Consider the following 18,466-nt stretch of genomic DNA (forward strand, 5'->3'; position numbering starts at 1 on the left):
TCATTGGTTAACGGGTGTTGCTTTAATCAAAAATAACCTCATTACGCTCTCTACTTCATGATTTGTTGAGCTAAATAGTTTCCCTAGTATTGGTATATCTCCCAATAGAGGAATTTTATTTTTAGTCGAACGATCAACGTCTTGAACAAAACCACCAATCAACAAACTCTCACCTGAAGTTAATGTAGCTTGTGTCGAAATTTCAGAGTTTTGTACTTGTGGTAATGGTTCTTGGCCTCCAATGGCTGCCGCTTGTTGACCATCTTGAATATTCAAAACTAAGTTCACCGCCTTGTGACCACCCGATTCATTAATAAGCCTTGGTGTCACTCTTAGTAACGATCCAGTTGTCACGGAATCAAGCTTCGCCACTTTTTCACCGGTGACTTTAGTGTAAAACGTCACATTCTTATCCAATACGGCTTGGACATTATTTAAGGTCACCACTGAAGGTCTTGAAAGCACTTTAGCTTTTGAAACCTTCTCTAAAGCATCAAGTTTGACCAAGAAGTTGCCCGTATTACCTATCACAGTCGAAAAGCCTTGATCACTGTCTCCAGAGTTGAAACTTACAGTGCCTCCCCCCAAGCTCGCAGCTGCGGACCAGTTCACCCCTAAATTTTTGAAGTTGGAGGCATCAACATCAAATATGGATACTGATATTTCGATCATTTGTGGCTTCACATCTAACTGCTTGATGATGCCTGCATACGTTTTTTGATCATCAGCGCTGCCACGAAGAATTATTGCATTTTGTCTTGGATCTGCTGCAAAAACTGGCCCTGATTCATCAGCTGACTTTTTCAATTCTGAGCTCATTTCTCTAAGAACACTTACAAGTCCAGGCACTTTAACTGGCGAGTTTCGATAGCTATAATCAGCATCACCCGCTGAAGCATAATTGAGATGGTAGACCTTAACTTCTTCATGATTGACGGCCGCTTGTTTTGCGTTAGAGTCCAATTTTTCAATCAGCTTACTGACGGTATTAACGCAAACAGGTACACCAACTAATTGAACACTGACGATGGTTTCTTGTGGTTTTACCGTGCAAGCATGGTCCGCAAGTACGCCTGTACCATTGAGATAATCCAATACATCTTTTGAAGCGATATTACTGAGTGGTATCACTTCACTCATTAGCTCAGTGGTTTTGTAAACATATAGAACATCAGTGTTGTAATACCAAATAAGACTGTAGCGCCGTGACAAATCATGAATCACATCTAACGGCAATTTATTTTGGATACGACCACTGAACTCATCATTAACCTTACTGCTCACAACAATGGGAATCCCATAGTTGCCGCCAAATTCATGTAATACAGCCGCCAGAGGTGTTCCACGGCTGATCATAACAAACGGCTCTCCTTGCCACTTAATTTGGTCCAAAGTTGTACTGTGGACCAAAGTCGTAAACAAGAACAGCATTAAACCTATGAGTGATTTCATGTTCTCATTCTCATTACAAAGTTGCGCTTAGCTTCTACTTTTTTCTTGAAGCCTTTCTCAAGGTATTGTGCAATTGCTAGGTGTGAAACAACACTTTGGGGCAATTCCGTTTCACCTATTTCTTCGTCGTAGTAGCGCCATAACAGCCAAACATCACTTTCAAGCTGTAAGCTACAATCTTGAGCTCCATCATATGCAGCCATGACTAAGGTAGCTTTCCTTAACCAAAGTAAAGTTTCATTCAGTTCAATTTTTGGTTTAATTTGTATTGCGATCGAAAAAATACCTTCTCGATCCAAAATTCGAGCTTTTCGCTCGGCAAGTTTCCACTGATCGTGCTTAGGGTTGGCAGCTTGAGCTTTTAGAAAACCTGTTTCTAATAGTCTCTTTAACATAGTTCGCGTTTCACCCTCTTTATTTGCACTTTAGTATATGAATCATTGCTCTGCTATCGGGTATTCACCTTAATTCAATATTTTCGTTACTTTTGGTTACCACATAAATGTTTCTCGCCAGTAAAGACTATGCTTATTACAGCTTAGAGTACATAAATTAGCATTTCATTTCGCAATAAGAATATTGAAGCATTATCTTTTACTATTTATTTAGTATATGTGAAATATAAAATCTTGAAGGACTAATGTTTTTCTTAGCTAATTTATTGATAAGTTATAACTTTTATTCGCTATTTTTCGTGTCTTTTACCAATTAAATTAGTCTAATCAATCATCATAGCTTCATCCAGAATAATCTTTTCGATATGAATATCCTCCTTAAAGGTACTACAGTAAACAATAACTACTGAATCTGATTTGAACCGGGAGCAGATTAAAGTATGGAACACCTTTCCTTAGCCAGCAAAATGACCATTACTGTGGCATTTCTTTTTTTTAGTTGGTGGTTAATTAACGAATATCAAACTTATCGATTTGCAATTCAATTAGAAACTAAGGAGTTTATTTCAGATCATTACCTATCGAACCAACTTGGTGTAGACACTGTTAATGATTTCGTAATAACGGCGCAGGAAGATTTATATGCGATGGATAAAGTGTTAAGACACTTTCCTGAAGCGTCTCGTCAACTTAACCCTAAACAAGACATAAAAAGTTATTTTCTCAACTCTGAAAATAAATTTGTTTTGCAACCTGAACATGAAAAACAAATTAGCTTTTCAGAATCATTAGCAAGACTGCTTAAATATGAATACCAAGGGCTCATTGTTAAACAGAATCAAACACAAGTATTGAGTAAACAACCACTCACAGATGAAGCCTTATCGTTCATTTCTAAGTTTATAAACAACCAGAAACTTCCAGCACTGTCATGGACAACATTTATTGAGGCTAACAATCGCTATGCTTTGGTTTGGAAGCGAGAAAAGCAAGTATCTCTTGGCTTTTTAATCAAATTAGACCCCTTACTTAATAAATTACATAATGAAAAAAAAGAGCTGTATCAATTACTGACAACCAGTAACAATCAATTTCTCAGTCAAATTCCAAGCTCACTTTCTGCTGAAAATAAAGCTGAACTTAAACAATTAGTTTCTTCAAAATTTAAAAACCAAAACATTGTTGAGGGTCAAAGGCTTATTCTCGTAAAGTCACCGATTTACAATATGGATTGGTCTTTAATCACTCTCGTGACCAAACAATCTATTAAACAGCATTCGTTGATGCTCTTACTGAAAAAACTACCTCAATCCCTGCTTCAAATGGTGCTGATTTGTGCACTTATGCTAATTGCTTTTAACCGATTAATGCGACAGCCTATCAAGCAGATTGTTGAAATAATTTCGGATCCATTAAAACCGAACTTGAGTAAAAAGTTACCAGAAAATCGAAATGACGAACTGGGACAGATTGCTTTAGCGTACAACAAGCTGTTGAACCAACTTCAAAAAAGTCATTCGGAATTAGAACAACAGGTCGCCAATCGTACCAAATATTTGTTAGAGGCTTCCCAAGCCGCTCAAGCGGCAAATGAGCGAAAAACAGAACATTTAACCAGTATTAGTCATGAAATTCGTACCCCGCTTAATGGAATTTTAGGCGCTCTTGAATTGATCCAAACCACCAGCATTACCCAAAAACAAAAAGGCTTAATTGATACCGCCTCAGATTGCTGCCATTCTCTTTTGTCGCTCGTCAATAATTTGCTGGACTTCTCTCGAATGGAGGCCGGTGAAATTGTCTTAAAGTCAATGAGCTATCAACCTCTCGCCGTCATTGATGAAGCCATGTCTAGCATAGAATCCATTGCGATTAACAAAGGGATCAAACTGAGTACTTTTATCAATTCTGGTGTGCCTGAAGAGATGCAATTAGATCCACTACGAGTTAGGCAAGTATTAGTCAATCTGTTAGGCAATGCGGTAAAATTTACCGATAGAGGAGAAATAAAGGTGATTCTCACTTGTGCGAATCAAATGCTCGAGTACCAAATCTACGATTCAGGCTCAGGTATGACAGAAAAAGAAACCATAACGGTATTTCAACCTTACGTTCAGGGACAGCATCAAAAGTTTGGTTCTGGTCTTGGATTACCCATTTCTAAAAAACTCGCCAGTATGATGGATGGAAATTTATCGGTGATCAGTACCAAAGGGAAAGGAAGCTGTTTTACATTGTCCATCCCAATTATTGATGCTGGCGAAACGATATCACTGCCAAATTCCGACGTTTTTGCACCTTCCTATCTTCATCATCAGCTCCAAATTTGGGGGGCTCAGCCCAAATCGAGTGACAATAAAACGCTACTCAATGAATCCGAACTCATGTACATGCCCTACAAACTCTTACGCAGGGCTCAAGAAACCATCGATAACATCCCGCACTTTCCACAAAGTATTATGCCAGTGTTATTGCCATGGAAACTAAAAGTGCTGGTCGTTGATGATGTCGCAATTAACCGAGATATTATCTCTAAAATGTTGAATGAATTAGGGCAGCTTGTTTACACAGCACCCAGTGCATATACCGCCCTTGAGTTAGGGCAAAAGAATATTTTCGATTTAGTACTCATGGACATAAGAATGCCTGAAGTCAATGGTTATCAAGCCACAAAAATCTGGCGAAACAGCGAGGATATGTTAGATAACCGTTGCCCTATCATCGCGCTTACTGCCAACGCAGAACCTCAAGAGCAAGCTGCGTTTGAAAAAGCAGGGATGGATTACTATGTAACGAAGCCAGTTACGCTCAGAGAACTCAATCATGCTTTAGAGGTTGCTGTCGACATTCAACTTGAGCGAGATATTTCGTTAACGATAAATAATGACAATGACATGCCATTACTCGATATTATGGGAACAGATTTAACCAAAAAATTGTATAGCCAACTGCTCGAAATGCTTTTAAGTCTAAAAGGTGCATTAGAAGTCTATAACTGGGAAGCGGCAAAAAATATTCTGCATACGATAAAAGGAACGGGTGGGTTAGCTGGGCTGACATCAATTGCTGATTCAGCCACAAAACTCGAGCGACGATTAGAAGAAAATAACTTTTTAAAACTTGGAGACTTAGCCGAATTAAATGAACAAATTAAAGCGATGGAGTTTGATTCTATCTAAGACCTAGTCTTTGTGCCCAAATCATCAATTCAGCCACATTATGAGCATCCAGTTTACGCATAAGGTTAGTTCTATGCGTTTCAACCGTCTTAAGGCCTATCACTAAATCTTCTGCAATATCTCGATTTCTCCGGCCTTCACAAATTAATGTCAGCACTTGTTTTTCTCGATTTGTTAATACAGGAGCGTCATCGTCTTCTTCCATCTGCAATGCCCTAATTTGCTCCTCATTGAGACTAGGGTCAATGAACACTTTACCTTTTGATACCGTCTTGATTGCTGCATATAATGTACTTTTAGGGCTATTCTTTAATAAATAGCCATTCGCACCAATATCCAGAGCCTGCCGAGCCGTTTTCTCTTCTTCTACAGCAGTAAGCATGATGATAAGAATCTCTGGCCAGCGTTGCTTCAACTGTTTAATGACCTCAATACCATTCATCTTAGGTAATTTAAGATCCATGAAAACGAGATCAGGTTCTAAGCGGATACACTCAGAATATACAGACAAGCCATCTTCAACAAAACCAACCAGTTTTAGCTCAGGGAAAGGAGCTAGACAACTTTGCAGTCCATCAAAGATTAAAGAATGATCGTCAACCACAAGAATCTTCATACTTTTAAGGCGATCAAAAGACATTAAGTCGCTCCTATTTTTCTGTTCTAAAGTAAAAGGGCTACAACAAATTGTAGCCCTTTATTAAATATCATCAAAATTTCTTTAAATTATAAATATTCAACCTTGCCAATAAGATGAGGACGTTTGCCTTTTTTGTCTCGCAATTCAAATTGAATTTCTGATTCATCATTTACAGCATTGAATCTAACGTCTGAAGGCATAAATAATGGTAATTTAAATTCAACATTGACTGAAAATGCATCTCGTTGGATATTATTTTCAAGTAACGCTAAGCATCGAGCTTTTGACCACATTCCATGAGCCAGTACTTTATCAAAGCCAAAACGCTTAGCTAAAAATGGGTGCAAGTGGATCAAATTGTAATCACCTGATGCTCTTGCGTATTTTAAGCCACAATCAGCATCAATAGATAACAGTTGGGCTTCTGTAAAGTCCATTTTGCTACCACGAGGAGGGCGAACTCGTTTCCCACCCTCAATACGGTATAAGTACGTTGAAAAAGATTCCCAAACCAGCTCTCCATTGACCAATGCTTGAGATCTTAAAAGAAATTCTAATCCCGAGTCCGTGACTTCACTTTCAACAAGCTGGCAGTCACAATCAAAAATGTCACTTGTTTGGAGTTTTCGATATTGCTTAATCGTATTTTTAAGATGGATCATGCCCAAAAGTGGAAAGGTAACCATGTCTTGAGTAAAAATTTCTGCGTGCAAGCGAAACATAATGACATGTAAGTAAGTCGCAGGAAGTGTAACGCCATCGTAATTAAAACCACAGATCTGTGCATATTTACTGACCTGCTTTTCGTCTATCGACACGTTTGGCAAAGACACTTGGATCTGCGGAAGTGATTGCTGATCCCAACCCGGTTTACGGCCGAAGAAAATTTTGCGGTACAAATTAAATAATGATGGTAGACGATGCAGTTCGACTCTATGTGGCACACTAATTTCCATACTTTTACTCTTTGATTCCTGAATATTCCATTACTCATACGACAAGTTGCTACCTCATAACGTTATAAAGGTAGTACTCAAGATAAATATGACAAGAGGATAATTATATACCCATAATGATGGCAGGGAAATCAAATAGCTTCGAATGAAAACAGTTAAGTAGCTTCTATTAAATAGTTGCTACTCAACTTATTACAAAATGTGTCATTAAACTTTAAATTGTTTAACCATTTGTGACACATTATCAACAGAGTTTAATAATTCAACATTACTTTTTTGCAATGATTCCGTTCCTTGGGACGTCTGCTCAGCAATTACAACGATATTACTTAAATTTTCAGACACACCGTCAGAGACTGAAACTTGCTGTTCACTCTGTTGGCTGATGGTCTCGCTGGTTTGTTGAATGTTGTTGACTCGTTTCAATACATCCGCCAATGAATTTGAAAGCTCATCGTTGTTGGCTACGCAGTTTCTGGTTCCTTGGCGACCTACTTCCATCATTTGTTTCGCTTCTTCAGCCTGCTCTTGAATCAACTTAATCGTATGATGAATATCGGTTGTCGACTCTTGTGTTTTTGATGCAAGAGAGCGCACTTCATCCGCAACAACAGAAAAGCCTCTACCCGCTTCACCAGCACGAGCAGCCTCAATTGCGGCATTAAGTGCAAGTAAGTTAGTTTGATCAGCAATGGATTCTATCACCTCAAGCACTTTACCTATGGCTTCGCTTGATTCGCTAAGAGAGAAAATCACTTCTGATGTTTTATCCACATTGTCCGTTAATACATTCAGCTCGGCCGTCGCTTGTTCCACGAGTTTAGAGCTACCTTGTGTACCCGTTAAAATATTGCACGCTTGATCTTTAGCAACTACAACACTTTCACTAACGGTTACCACCGACGCTGTTACTGAATCCATCGCTTGGCTAATCTGGTTAATTTGCTGCTTTTGAGACAGTGAGCCTTGTTTCGTTTGCTCGGTGATTGAGGCAAACTCGCCAAACTGCTGATTCATGGTCTCAACTGAACTGGCAATCTCTGACACGGATTGATGTACTTTACTAATAAATAAATTGAACTCATGAGACAAACAACCCATTTCATCAGTTGCATTCTCATCCAATCGACGAGTTAAATCACCATCGCCACGAGTCAACTCAACAACAGCTGCCGTTAACTTCTGAATAGGTGTCACGATGCTGTTTGTGATAATCAAAGCCACAACAATCGCCAGCAATGCAATCACGCTCAGTACAATATATACCGTGGACATTTGATCATTAATGTCACTCTCTACTTTTTGTGCGAGGTGCTGAGATTCTCTTAATGTTTGAGTCACTAACGCTTTCAATTTAAGCTGAATTTCTAGCTTTTCATCCGCTAAGATTCTGCGATCAAGCAGTTGTGTTTTATTGGTGCCAGCCAGATGCTCACTGATCTGCTTTATCCATGCGTTAGTCGATTTTTTTACTTCTAATGCTTGAACTTTTGCACGCTCTTCAATACTGGCATCAGCTGCATTTTGAATTTGTTGGTTGAATTGTTTACTGTATGTTTGAATCTCTTGCTGAACTTCATTGATATTGGCTGGCTCAGTCATGGCCAACACTTCATCTGCATACATTTCAAAAGCCAAAAAGGTTTCCCATGCGCCATGACTATTATCAACAGCTTGTAATGGTTGGTTAAAAGCAAATACGGTTTGCTGACCTTGCTCTTGAAGCTGTTTAATCAAATATAAACTCAGCAAGGAAAATATTAAGATTAAGCTAGCAAAGCTAACGATAACTTTATGTTTTATTTTCATTTTCAACCTGCTTAATACGGAAGTAAGGGAAGCGTAATCGCTTTATCTTCGCCAGTTAGTGTCATTAAAAACGCCTCTAGATCCGTGATTTCCTGCTCAGTTAATTTAAGCGGCTGGATCTTATTCGACAGTGACGGTCTACGATTGAAACCAGCTACATAATGCACAATGACCTCACGCAGTGTTTCCATAGAGCCATCATGCATAAAAGGAGCTCTCTGAGTAATGTTTCTGAGACTTGGCGTTTTGAATGCTTTTTCATCTTGAGGATTGCCAGTGATCAACATTCTTCCGTCATCGTCGCTATTAATTCCGATATCATGATACTTATGGTCAGTAAAATTCCATCCAGTGTGACAGCTTACGCATTGCGCTTTGCCATTAAACAGTTCAAAGCCTCTTTTGGCATTGCTACTGATAGCAGATTCATCCCCTTCAACCCAGCGATCAAAAGGCGCTTCACCCGATACGATTGTGCGTTCAAATGTTGCAATTGATTTACGAATATTTTGTTCATTGATACCAGAAACACCAAATACTCGAGAGAATAGATTACGGTACCCTTCAACAGCACTTAACCGCTCCACGACTTCTTCCAAAGAAATGTTCATTTCTACCGCTGCTTCGATAGGCCCTTGAGCTTGCTCTTCGAGCGTTTTTGCCCGGCCGTCCCAGAAAAACTCTTTTCCCCATGCAGCATTGATAATAGTCGGAGAATGCCTGCCTAATTGAGTATTTTGGCTGCCGACTGCTGCAACAGTTGCATCTTCCCAACCAAAACTCGGGTTATGACAACTTGCACAGGTTAAATTGCGATTTTTGCTGAGTCTTGGATCAAAAAACAGCATCTTACCCAGTGCAGCTTTAGACGCACTGTATGGGTTAGTAGCTGGGAAAGGGATATGATCTGGCCTAACAAATTGGCTTTTATCTGCAGCGAAAACAATTGATGAGAATGTCATCAAAGAAAAAAGAAATATTTTTTTCATCTAAAACCTAATTTCACCGTCTATGCGGCTTTTATTCTTGTTGTATTTATTTAATTTTTATGAATAAACAATACCATTGATTCAAGTGATGGCCTGTACAAAAACATACCATTCGACCCTTATCAAAATAAAAAATGCGTTTATTTTAAGCTGAGTCAATTTCATGCTAAAAAAGACCTGAATTTCAGCTACAATCATTCAAAATTCTAAGTAAAAAATGCCTTATGACATTGCCATCTTCAAATCAACACATCCAATACGATTCTACGGGTACGATTGAATCGATGACTTTGACCAGCTCTCCGATGCCAACCCCTAATGACCAACAAGTATTAATTAAAGTCAAAGCAGCAGGAGTCAATGGTCCTGATATTGCTCAGCGTCAAGGTGTATACCCAGCTCCTAAAGGCGCTTCACCTATTTTAGGCCTTGAAGTTTCAGGCGAAATTGTTGCCAAAGGCAATGATGTCACTTCATTGTCTATTGGCGATAAGGTTTGTGCGCTCGTTCCTGGAGGCGGTTATGGCCACTATGCCATCGCACATCAAGATCATTGCTTACCTATGCCAAATTCAATTGATTACTTTATAGCGGCCGCGTTACCCGAAACTTTATTTACAGTTTGGGGAAATTTATTTATCAGAGGCGGGCTTAAAAGTGGAGAAACTGTTCTCATCCATGGCGCTTCTGGAGGGCTAGGTAATACCGCAATTAAACTTGCGAAAGCATTTGGTGCACACGTCATTGTAACGGCTGGCTCTGCAGAAAAATGCCATCATTGCAAACAACTTGGTGCTGATGACGCTTTTGATTATCACAATACAGAACTTGAATCACGACTTAAAGAGTCTGCACCTCAAGGGATCGACGTTGTATTCGATATGGCCGCAGGTGACTTTGTAAATCTGAACTTGAAGCTTTTAAAAATGGATGGTCGAATGGTTACCGTTGCATTAAAAAGAGGTGCGAAAGCTCACGTTGATGTATTCCGACTGATGGCGAAAAGAATCGTATGGACGGGTTCCACTTTACGACCTCAATCTGACGAAGCAAAAGCAGAGATAGCGATTCAATTAAAATCACAGGTGATACCGCTTATTGAAGCGGGAGAATTAACACCTTTTATCCATAAAATTTTTCTTTTAGAAGATGCGCCAAAAGCCCATGAATTAATAGAAAAAGGTCACCATGTCGGTAAGGTTGTTCTCGATTTAACTCATTGTCATTGAAACGTAATCTTCCCCTTATAGATTACTCAAACTGCTGGTTTATTAAGCGAAACGTTAAAATTAAATTAACATTAAACTTAATAAAAAAAACTTGAAGCACAAAAAAAATCGGCTAAAGTCGTAAATATGATTTAGAGCGAAGTACTGATGTTATAGGCTTTGGCTCAATTATAAATCAGAATTTAATATTGAACTTTACTGGAAATTAACTGACCCAATGAAACGGGTAAGTTCTGAATTGTATATGTGATATTTCCGCTTTTGAGCTGGAAATTGAAATGAAGGGCATTGGCATATATGAACAGCATGACGAAACTAAAAGTTTGGTATGGTGAATTACGCACCTCCAGAGGAAACAGCATTGTAATTCACGATCAAGCATTACCGGAAGCGACTCCCGGAAGAATCTATTTATACAACTCCAACCGACACGCCATTATTGAGTATGTCAAAGATATCGTTGAATCTAACCTCTATGATCTTGATGATACCAGTCTCAAACAGGCACAGAAAAACTATGCTGCCGCATGGAAAGACGCACGTATAGAATTTCTTAATGTTCAAAAAGATCATCTAGAGCTAACTGAAGAAGTTGCTTCCATGCCAGAGAAGGCAGTGGCAAGCCCAAAGAAAACCATAGAAGAAGACTTTGTGGAAGATGAAGAGTCTGACGAAGTAGATTACGAACAAGACGAATGGAATAATGACGGATATGAAGAATAATTGTCATTAATCAAAAAGCGACCCATAAAGTGGCACGGTATGTTGCGCCACTTTTTATTAAAAAAGGTAAATCACTTCATTCTGAACGTTGAGCATCAAATTGGTAACGACTGATATGATGATAAATCTCATCTGGCTCAGTCCACCCTTTGCCTAATAATTCTGATTGATTAGGAGAGTCAGGCAACAATTGTGGTTCTAGACACACAGCTTGATGCTGTTTTAACGATTGATTTTTCTTGCCTATCGTTCCTGCCAAAAAGTTTGATGTATACACCTGAACCCCAGGTTGATTGGTATACAAGGTCATCGAAAGCCCAGCTTTTTGACTGACAATCTGACCGAACCGTTGTAATTCACGACCTTCATTTGGAGTCATTAAATAGCAATGGTCGACGCCTTGAGTTTGTCTCAATGCGTTATCTAACACCACATCAGACAAAACTTTAGGTTGGCGAAAATCTAATACGGTATTACAAACGCTCGCTTTCGACGTAGGAATACTGTTTTCGTCTGTCGCTAAATACTGCTCGCAATCCGTTTGTAATTCATGCTCTAAAACAGATTTAGAGCCATCAAGGTTGAAATAACTGTGCTGGGTTAAATTAATCGGACACGCTTTATCAGTATCAGCTTGCACCTCAACAAAGAGGTTATTGCCCACAAGTCGGTAATCTAATTGTACGTGACAATTACCTGGAAACCCCATATCACCATCAGGACTGTGCAACGTCAAACGAACCCCATCAGGTAAGCTGCCCATTTGCCAGTTTTTACGGTTAAATCCTTCACTACCACCATGAAGACAAAGATCAGTATGATTAATATCGAGCTGATAACGCTCACCGTCTTTTGAAATAACACCGTTTGCGATTCGATTGGCAAAACGACCAGCAATAGCACCTAGATGCGCATTTTGCTCTAAGTAGCCTTGTGCAGAGTCACATCCTAAAACGATATTTTGGCGATCCCCACTTTTACCTGCTACCCATAAGCTTTTGATGATACCGCCTAGGCTCAGCACTTCCATGGCAATAATGCCATTATCAATTCTCACCCTATCGATTTCACCACCACGAGGGTCGCTCCAAGGCTCTAATACTTTAATGGTGACCATAGATCTATTCCCTAATCATCAATGCGACAAGCACCTCTGGTCGCACTGCATAAATATACTTGTGCTTCTATGCCTGTCTTTTTGTAATATTCTTGTTCAACGGCTAATACAACATCATCGGTCAACTCATGCTCAACCAATGCCACCACACTGCCACCAAAACCGCTTCCCGTTAAACGAACACCACCTCGGTCACCAATTTCGTTATTAATAATATCGACCAACAAATCAATCTCAGGCAGGCTGATCTCAAAATCATCTTTAAGTGAGCGATGAGAATCTGCCATTAGTTGACTTAATCTTCGAGTATTGTTCATCTCTAATGCTCGAGCAGCTTGTTGTGTTCTACGATTTTCTGAAATAACGTGTCGCGCACGTTTATAGAGTGACTCATCTAGATTGCTTTTTTCACGCTCCAATTGGAATAACTCAACATGACGTAAGCTATCCAACCCAAAATGCTCCGCGACTTCTAGACACTCAGACTTTCTCGTTTGATATTTATGTTGAATATCCTCAGCATATTTACCAGAGTGGACAATGATTAAACTTAATTCTTTAGGTAATGAAATAGAATCATAATCTAAATCTAAGCAGTCAATTAATACCGCTTGTTCTTCCTCAGCTAAGGCACTGATCATATGGTCTTTAATGCCACAAGTCAGTTTCATATGGTGAAATTCCCCTCGCTGTGCCAGTTGAGCAACGGCGAGTGGTGACAAATGTAATTGGTGTAAGTCGTTAATGGCTGTACCAAAAGCAATTTCCAAAGCTGAAGACGACGAAAACCCCTGCTCAACTGGAACATCACTCACTATGGCGACGTCCATACCCGAAATTGATAACCCTGACTGAGCTAATGTTGCGGTAAACCCTTTGAGATACTGACTCCAATGACTAAGGGTGTCTGAGTCATCATTTACTTCATTTTCAAGACCAAATTGCCATTCAATAAATTCATCAGGAAAGATATCTGTTACCGCTCTAAATAAACCATCGTCACGTTTCTTGGCTGCTATAACGACATGAAAGTTTATGGCTGCAGGTAAAACAAAGCCTTCGTTATAATCAGTATGTTCCCCCATTAAATTAATACGGCCAGGTGCTTGATAACAATCGTCAGCATTAGTTCCAAAGGTTCTTATAAATAGTTTTTTTGCTCGTTGGGCCGGGCTCGACATATTTGATACAACTTCCACACACTTTTTTGAAGGTATCTGTGAGTTATATCACGTCTGAAATAAATTTGTAACTGAATGTTGTTTGGAAGTTTTAACGGAATAAAAAACGCTCCATACAAGGAGATAGAGCGTTTAATGGAATTGTTTAAGCGTTTGTAACAGACACCTTAGTGTAAGCAGTCGACGGTGACTCATCATCGACTTTTAAGACGGTCTTTTGCCCACCTAAAAAGCGGCTTAACATGAGCGTAAACAGGACGGTAACTAATAATGTAATCGCCATTAGGTGAATGTAATGCAATGGACTCCAAACGAATGTGAATATCGCATAAACAGTCACACCAAAAATCAAGCCCACTTTAATTGCAGTTGCGTGAACGTTTTTAAAGGCTAATGCACAAATAAATGCTGCCAGAACAGGCATAGAATATAAGCCATTTAATTGTTGAAGCAATGCAATGATACTGTCAGAGTTAGCAAAAACAGGGACAAGAGAAAGGGAAACGACAGTGAAAAAAAGTGCCACACGGGTTGCTATCTTTTTCACATCGGCATTAGGATTAATGTAGTTTTTGTGAATATCGCAAGTGTACAGTGCAGCCGCTGAATTTAAGCATGAATTAAACGAACTCAACACGGCACCAGCAATCACAGCAGCAAATGCCCCAGACATCCAATGAGGTAATAAATCACCAACAAGCCTACCATAGGCAACATCACCAACATCCCCATACAGTTTTAGCGCAACAATTCCGGGTAAAACGACGATTAATGGAGTGAGTAGCTTCGCAAATACAGCGGCATATAACCCTTTTTGTGCTTCTTCAACTGAATCTGCAGCTAACGCACGCTGAGTAATCACCATATTGGTTCCCCAATAGAAGATTTGAATGAAGATCATACCAGTAAATAGTGTATGCCAAGGAATATCAGATTTATTATCTCCAATTAGGGTCAAGTGATCGGCTGGAATACCGGAAAAATCCCAATTAATCGCATTCATAGCAAGATAAGAAACGATGGCTCCCATGATCAGCAGCCCGAACCCATTATAAGTGTCGGAAATCGCAATAGCCCTTAAACCACCAAAAATAGCATACACTGCGCCAACAACAGCAAATAAGGCTGCAATCATAATCACAGGCAACTGAACATCAAACATCGACTTCATAAACAGTGAGCCGGTATAGAGCACAACGGGTAGCAAAATAAATGCATATCCGAGCATAAAAAATACAGAAACCATGGCACGAATGCCTTTGTCATTGTACTTTCGCTCAAGTAACTCTGTGGTCGTGGTACAGTTGTACTTGTAATAAATTGGGATGAGCCATTTGGCCAATATAATGATGCCTATAGCTGCACCGATCTCCCACCATGCAACAAGCAAGGTTTGAGCGCCATTCATTCCCACTATCTGTTCGGCACTGATATTGGTCATCACTAATGAGCCAGCAATAAACACCCAGCTTAGACCTCCACCTGCAAGAAAATACTCTTTGCTATCACTCTTACTTCTGGGAGCATGCTTACATTTAACGTAAGTAACAATGGCAACTAAAGCTGTTAATAAAATGAAAATTGATAATTGAATCACTGTATCCATGATTTAATCCTGTACCAAAGCTTCTGACTGACCCACACTGCGAGCAATACGTTGAATATCACTACCCGCAGAAATAGGGAGTAAACTGAAGCTGAATCGCATTGTCTTTGACTCTATACGATAAGGTTTATGAACAGGACGCCCCCATGAAGTGTCACCACCTACTCCCATTTGTTTGGCGTCAATGTTCCACGTTACAAAATCTCGTAGCGAAATCTCGCCACCATGATTTTGAGTTACTGGCACCAAACCTGATGCCGAATCTTGTGCATCACCCGTTCTGAAATCAATATCACTCAGAGCAAATGGCCAAAAACTGGTTTGTAATGTTGTTGAGGCAGTGGCAAGTAAACCAACACCATTTTTATCTACGACAGCGGCATAACGCACGTCGCTTTTTTGTCCTGTCTCTTGTGGACGGGAATATCGATGAAATGCTTTCTCAACAGGTAAGGAGTACCACCCAAGCGCATTACCTGTTTTTCTGTCGGCGTAGGTTTCTTCAGGGCCACGACCGAAATAATGCATAAAGCGATATTTAAACGGCAATTGAGTTCTGAAACCAAACTTAGGCAAGTCGGGTAGTGCTTTATCCGATGGTTTAAATTCGGTCGTAATCACTAAATCTTGCTCGCTACCAATTTGATAACGTGTGACCAATGTAAACCCCATCGTTGAGTGTTTATGGGTCACTAACAACTGTTTACCTTGTCGCTCAATATCGTCTAACTGCAACTCTCCAGCAGCGTCTTGCCAGGGTTTAGCCCATTTAGGCATATCGTTGCCAAGATCATTATCTGTCGGTGGTCGCCAAAAATTCGCTTCCAAGGGCAATTGCAGCATCGGCTGATTGTTGGCCAGCACTTGCTCTAACCATCCGTGCTCTTTTGAAATGCGATATTGATTGTCATTGGCTTTTAACTGCCAAAATGCATCGTATTGAGTAAGTTGATGCTCTACGGCTTTATTACGTGCCGGAGTGACAGCTTGAATTTGAAATTGCTCAAAAGCTATGAGATGCCCTGTAGGTATTAAAGGGTGAGGCTTATCCATTTGAATTTCGAATAGCAGATGGTACTCAAACTCTGGTTGAACCTCGTAATTCAGTGGCAATGAGATTAAACCCGACTCTTTTGGCATAAGCTGTGGTAAAGGTAAGCGTCCTTTTTGTATCACTTTGCCATCTTGCTGTAATGACCAAGATAAACTGAAACCATTTGTACTGATAAAATCGTGTTTATTTAATAACTCAACACTGACGGCATCACCATAAACATTAAAATTAGAGAAGGTAAAGGGCTGATAAACCTTCTTCACTTCTGACAAGTGTGGGTGTGGATTGCGATCAGGATCCACTAAGCCATTATTTAGGAAGTTACCATCAGTCGGCATTTCTGGGTGGTAATCTTTACCATAGGCCCAAAATTTTTGACCATTAGAATTGGTATAAGACAAAGATTGATCAACCCAGTCCCAAATAAAGCCACCTTGCAAACTCGGATATCGCTCAATGACATCCCAGTAATCTTGTAAATTTCCAACTGAGTTCCCCATCGCATGAGCATACTCAATCATAATTAACGGTTTAGTCGGATTCGATTTTGCGTAGTTTTCGATTTTTTGAATTGATGGATACATCGGTGCATAAATATCAACATACGTTTTATGCTCTGCAGGTTCATATTGCACTGGCCTTGAAGGGTCACGCTGCTTAATCCAATTCGATAAAGACTCAAATATGCGTCCTTCACCAGCTTCGTTTCCGAGCGACCAAATTATCACTGACGGATGGTTTTTATCTCTCTCTATCATGCGCTCAACACGCACTTGGTGTGCTGGAAGCCAACTCAACTCATTACCAATCTGTGTTTTTTCTGAAATCGCTAACGGATGAGATTCAATGTTGGCTTCATCAACTACATATAAGCCATATTTGTCCGTCAACTTCAGCCAATATGAATCATTTGGATAATGACTAGAACGTACAGCATTAATATTATTTTGTTTCATCAAGCGAATATCTTGCTCCATTCGCTGACGACTTAGGACATGGGTTGTGACTGGATCCGTTTCATGGCGATCAACCCCTCGGATAGTAATCGCTTTATTATTAACAGTAAGTTGACCATTATTGATTGCAACCTTTCTCAAACCCAAGGGTTGACGACTGGCTTGCAATATTTCGCCATTTTCATCATAAAGCGTCGCAATGACTTGGTATAGAGTAGGCGTTTCGGCACTCCAGAGTTGAGGTTGCTCAATCACAAAATCAAATGTCACACTTTGCTGATCGTCTAAATCAATGTTTCTAGATAACGAATGAGACTTACCTGTTGGTGAGAGTAACTCCACCTCAGCAGTAACTGGGGTTTCTGAGTCATGATTAGCTAGCTGAAGTGTGACTTGAGTTTGAGCTCGCTTTAAATCATTCGTTAATTGTTGATTAACTTCGATATCTTGAATACGCTGTTTTTCAGTCGCATACAAATAAACGTCTCGCTCAATACCTGACACTCTGAGCATATCTTGGCTTTCAAGATAGCTCGCATCACTCCATCGAATGATCTTCATTCCAATGGTATTGGTTCCATCTCGCAGATACTCAGTAACGTCAAATTCGGCAGGTGTCTTAGCTCCTTGGCTATACCCTACTTTTTCACCGTTGATAAAAAGACTAAAAGCAGAGCGTGCTGCACCTAAATGAAAGAAGATTTGTTTGTTTTTCCAGGCCTCAGGGAGTTGAACCTGCTTTCGATAACTTCCTGTCGGGTTGTAATCAGTGGGTACATCAGGCCACTGAGTGCTAAAAGGATAACGTTCATCTAGGTATATGGCATTTCCATAGCCTTGTGATTCCCAATTACCAGGAACTTGGATGTGGCTCCATTTCACATTAGGTAATGCTTCCGCCGAAATTTGCTGCGGCGCAGATTGTGGATTTTCAGCAAAATGAAATTGCCAAAAGCCATTTAAACTGAAGTAATTACTACTCTGACGCTCATCATCGAGTATGGCTTTGGCTTTAGACGAGTGAGGAAAAAAACTCGCATGCGGTGCTAATTTATTTTCCTCAAAAATAGTATGATCTCGCCATGGTTCATTAGCCATGGCATCTGCAGTAAAAGTAATACCAACAACATACAAGGTATTAGAGATGATTGATTTAAATCTACCCATGATACGCTTCTCT

Annotated in this window: 13 protein-coding genes; 3 read left to right on the forward strand and 10 right to left on the reverse strand. The window is 39.8% G+C overall.

The window, feature by feature from the left end; translation table 11 throughout:
• Together JQC92_RS05090 and JQC92_RS05095 are read right to left on the reverse strand one after the other, a co-directional pair.
• On the reverse strand, window positions 1-1,452 hold the full coding sequence (locus JQC92_RS05090) for an EscC/YscC/HrcC family type III secretion system outer membrane ring protein (protein WP_204998631.1): 1,452 nt from the start codon (window positions 1,450-1,452) through the stop codon (window positions 1-3).
• The gene (locus tag JQC92_RS05095) at window positions 1,449-1,847 is read right to left on the reverse strand and encodes a hypothetical protein (protein ID WP_204998632.1); all 399 of its coding nucleotides are present in this window, start codon (window positions 1,845-1,847) and stop codon (window positions 1,449-1,451) included. The genes JQC92_RS05090 and JQC92_RS05095 overlap by 4 nt, the downstream gene beginning before the upstream one ends.
• Before the next feature lie 440 nt (window positions 1,848-2,287).
• On the opposite strand from JQC92_RS05095, the gene JQC92_RS05100 reads away from it, so the two are divergent.
• Window positions 2,288-5,026 (forward strand): ATP-binding protein, encoded by a 2,739-nt coding sequence (locus JQC92_RS05100; RefSeq protein WP_204998633.1) that lies wholly within the window; start codon window positions 2,288-2,290, stop codon window positions 5,024-5,026.
• On the opposite strand, the gene JQC92_RS05105 is transcribed toward JQC92_RS05100, so the two are convergent.
• From JQC92_RS05105 to JQC92_RS05120, 4 genes are all read right to left on the reverse strand, one after another.
• On the reverse strand, window positions 5,019-5,666 hold the full coding sequence (locus JQC92_RS05105; protein ID WP_129948650.1) for a two component system response regulator: 648 nt from the start codon (window positions 5,664-5,666) through the stop codon (window positions 5,019-5,021). The two genes, JQC92_RS05100 and JQC92_RS05105, sit on opposite strands and share 8 nt — an antisense overlap.
• Before the next feature lie 86 nt (window positions 5,667-5,752).
• Entirely contained in the window at window positions 5,753-6,616 is an 864-nt protein-coding gene (locus JQC92_RS05110) for a MaoC/PaaZ C-terminal domain-containing protein (protein ID WP_204998648.1), read from the reverse strand.
• Between the two features lie 213 nt (window positions 6,617-6,829).
• Entirely contained in the window at window positions 6,830-8,431 is a 1,602-nt protein-coding gene (locus JQC92_RS05115; protein ID WP_204998634.1) for a methyl-accepting chemotaxis protein, read from the reverse strand.
• A gap of 11 nt (window positions 8,432-8,442) precedes the next feature.
• Window positions 8,443-9,420, reverse strand: a complete 978-nt coding sequence (locus tag JQC92_RS05120) for a cytochrome-c peroxidase (RefSeq protein WP_204998635.1) — start codon at window positions 9,418-9,420, stop codon at window positions 8,443-8,445.
• A gap of 224 nt (window positions 9,421-9,644) precedes the next feature.
• Between JQC92_RS05120 and JQC92_RS05125 the strand changes: the two genes are divergently transcribed.
• A complete protein-coding gene (locus tag JQC92_RS05125; protein WP_204998636.1) occupies window positions 9,645-10,649 on the forward strand; it encodes an NAD(P)H-quinone oxidoreductase in 1,005 nt (334 codons plus the stop codon).
• Between the two features lie 306 nt (window positions 10,650-10,955).
• Complete coding sequence (locus JQC92_RS05130) at window positions 10,956-11,372, forward strand: hypothetical protein (protein ID WP_204998637.1); 417 nt, start codon at window positions 10,956-10,958, stop codon at window positions 11,370-11,372.
• Between the two features lie 76 nt (window positions 11,373-11,448).
• On the opposite strand, the gene JQC92_RS05135 is transcribed toward JQC92_RS05130, so the two are convergent.
• The 4 genes from JQC92_RS05135 to JQC92_RS05150 form a co-directional block, all read right to left on the reverse strand.
• Window positions 11,449-12,489, reverse strand: coding sequence for an aldose epimerase family protein (locus JQC92_RS05135; protein ID WP_204998638.1), 1,041 nt, complete (start codon window positions 12,487-12,489; stop codon window positions 11,449-11,451).
• An 11-nt stretch (window positions 12,490-12,500) separates the two neighbouring features.
• Window positions 12,501-13,670 carry a galactokinase gene (gene galK, locus JQC92_RS05140; RefSeq protein WP_204998639.1) on the reverse strand — a complete coding sequence of 390 codons (1,170 nt, stop codon included), beginning with the start codon at window positions 13,668-13,670 and terminating at the stop codon, window positions 12,501-12,503.
• A 145-nt stretch (window positions 13,671-13,815) separates the two neighbouring features.
• On the reverse strand, window positions 13,816-15,276 hold the full coding sequence (locus tag JQC92_RS05145; protein WP_204998640.1) for a solute:sodium symporter family transporter: 1,461 nt from the start codon (window positions 15,274-15,276) through the stop codon (window positions 13,816-13,818).
• A gap of 3 nt (window positions 15,277-15,279) precedes the next feature.
• The gene (locus tag JQC92_RS05150; RefSeq protein WP_239480389.1) at window positions 15,280-18,453 is read right to left on the reverse strand and encodes a glycoside hydrolase family 2 TIM barrel-domain containing protein; all 3,174 of its coding nucleotides are present in this window, start codon (window positions 18,451-18,453) and stop codon (window positions 15,280-15,282) included.
• Window positions 18,454-18,466: the final 13 nt, after the last annotated feature.

Source organism: Parashewanella hymeniacidonis (genome assembly GCF_016900895.1).
Classification (GTDB): Bacteria; Pseudomonadota; Gammaproteobacteria; order Enterobacterales; family Shewanellaceae; genus Parashewanella; species Parashewanella hymeniacidonis.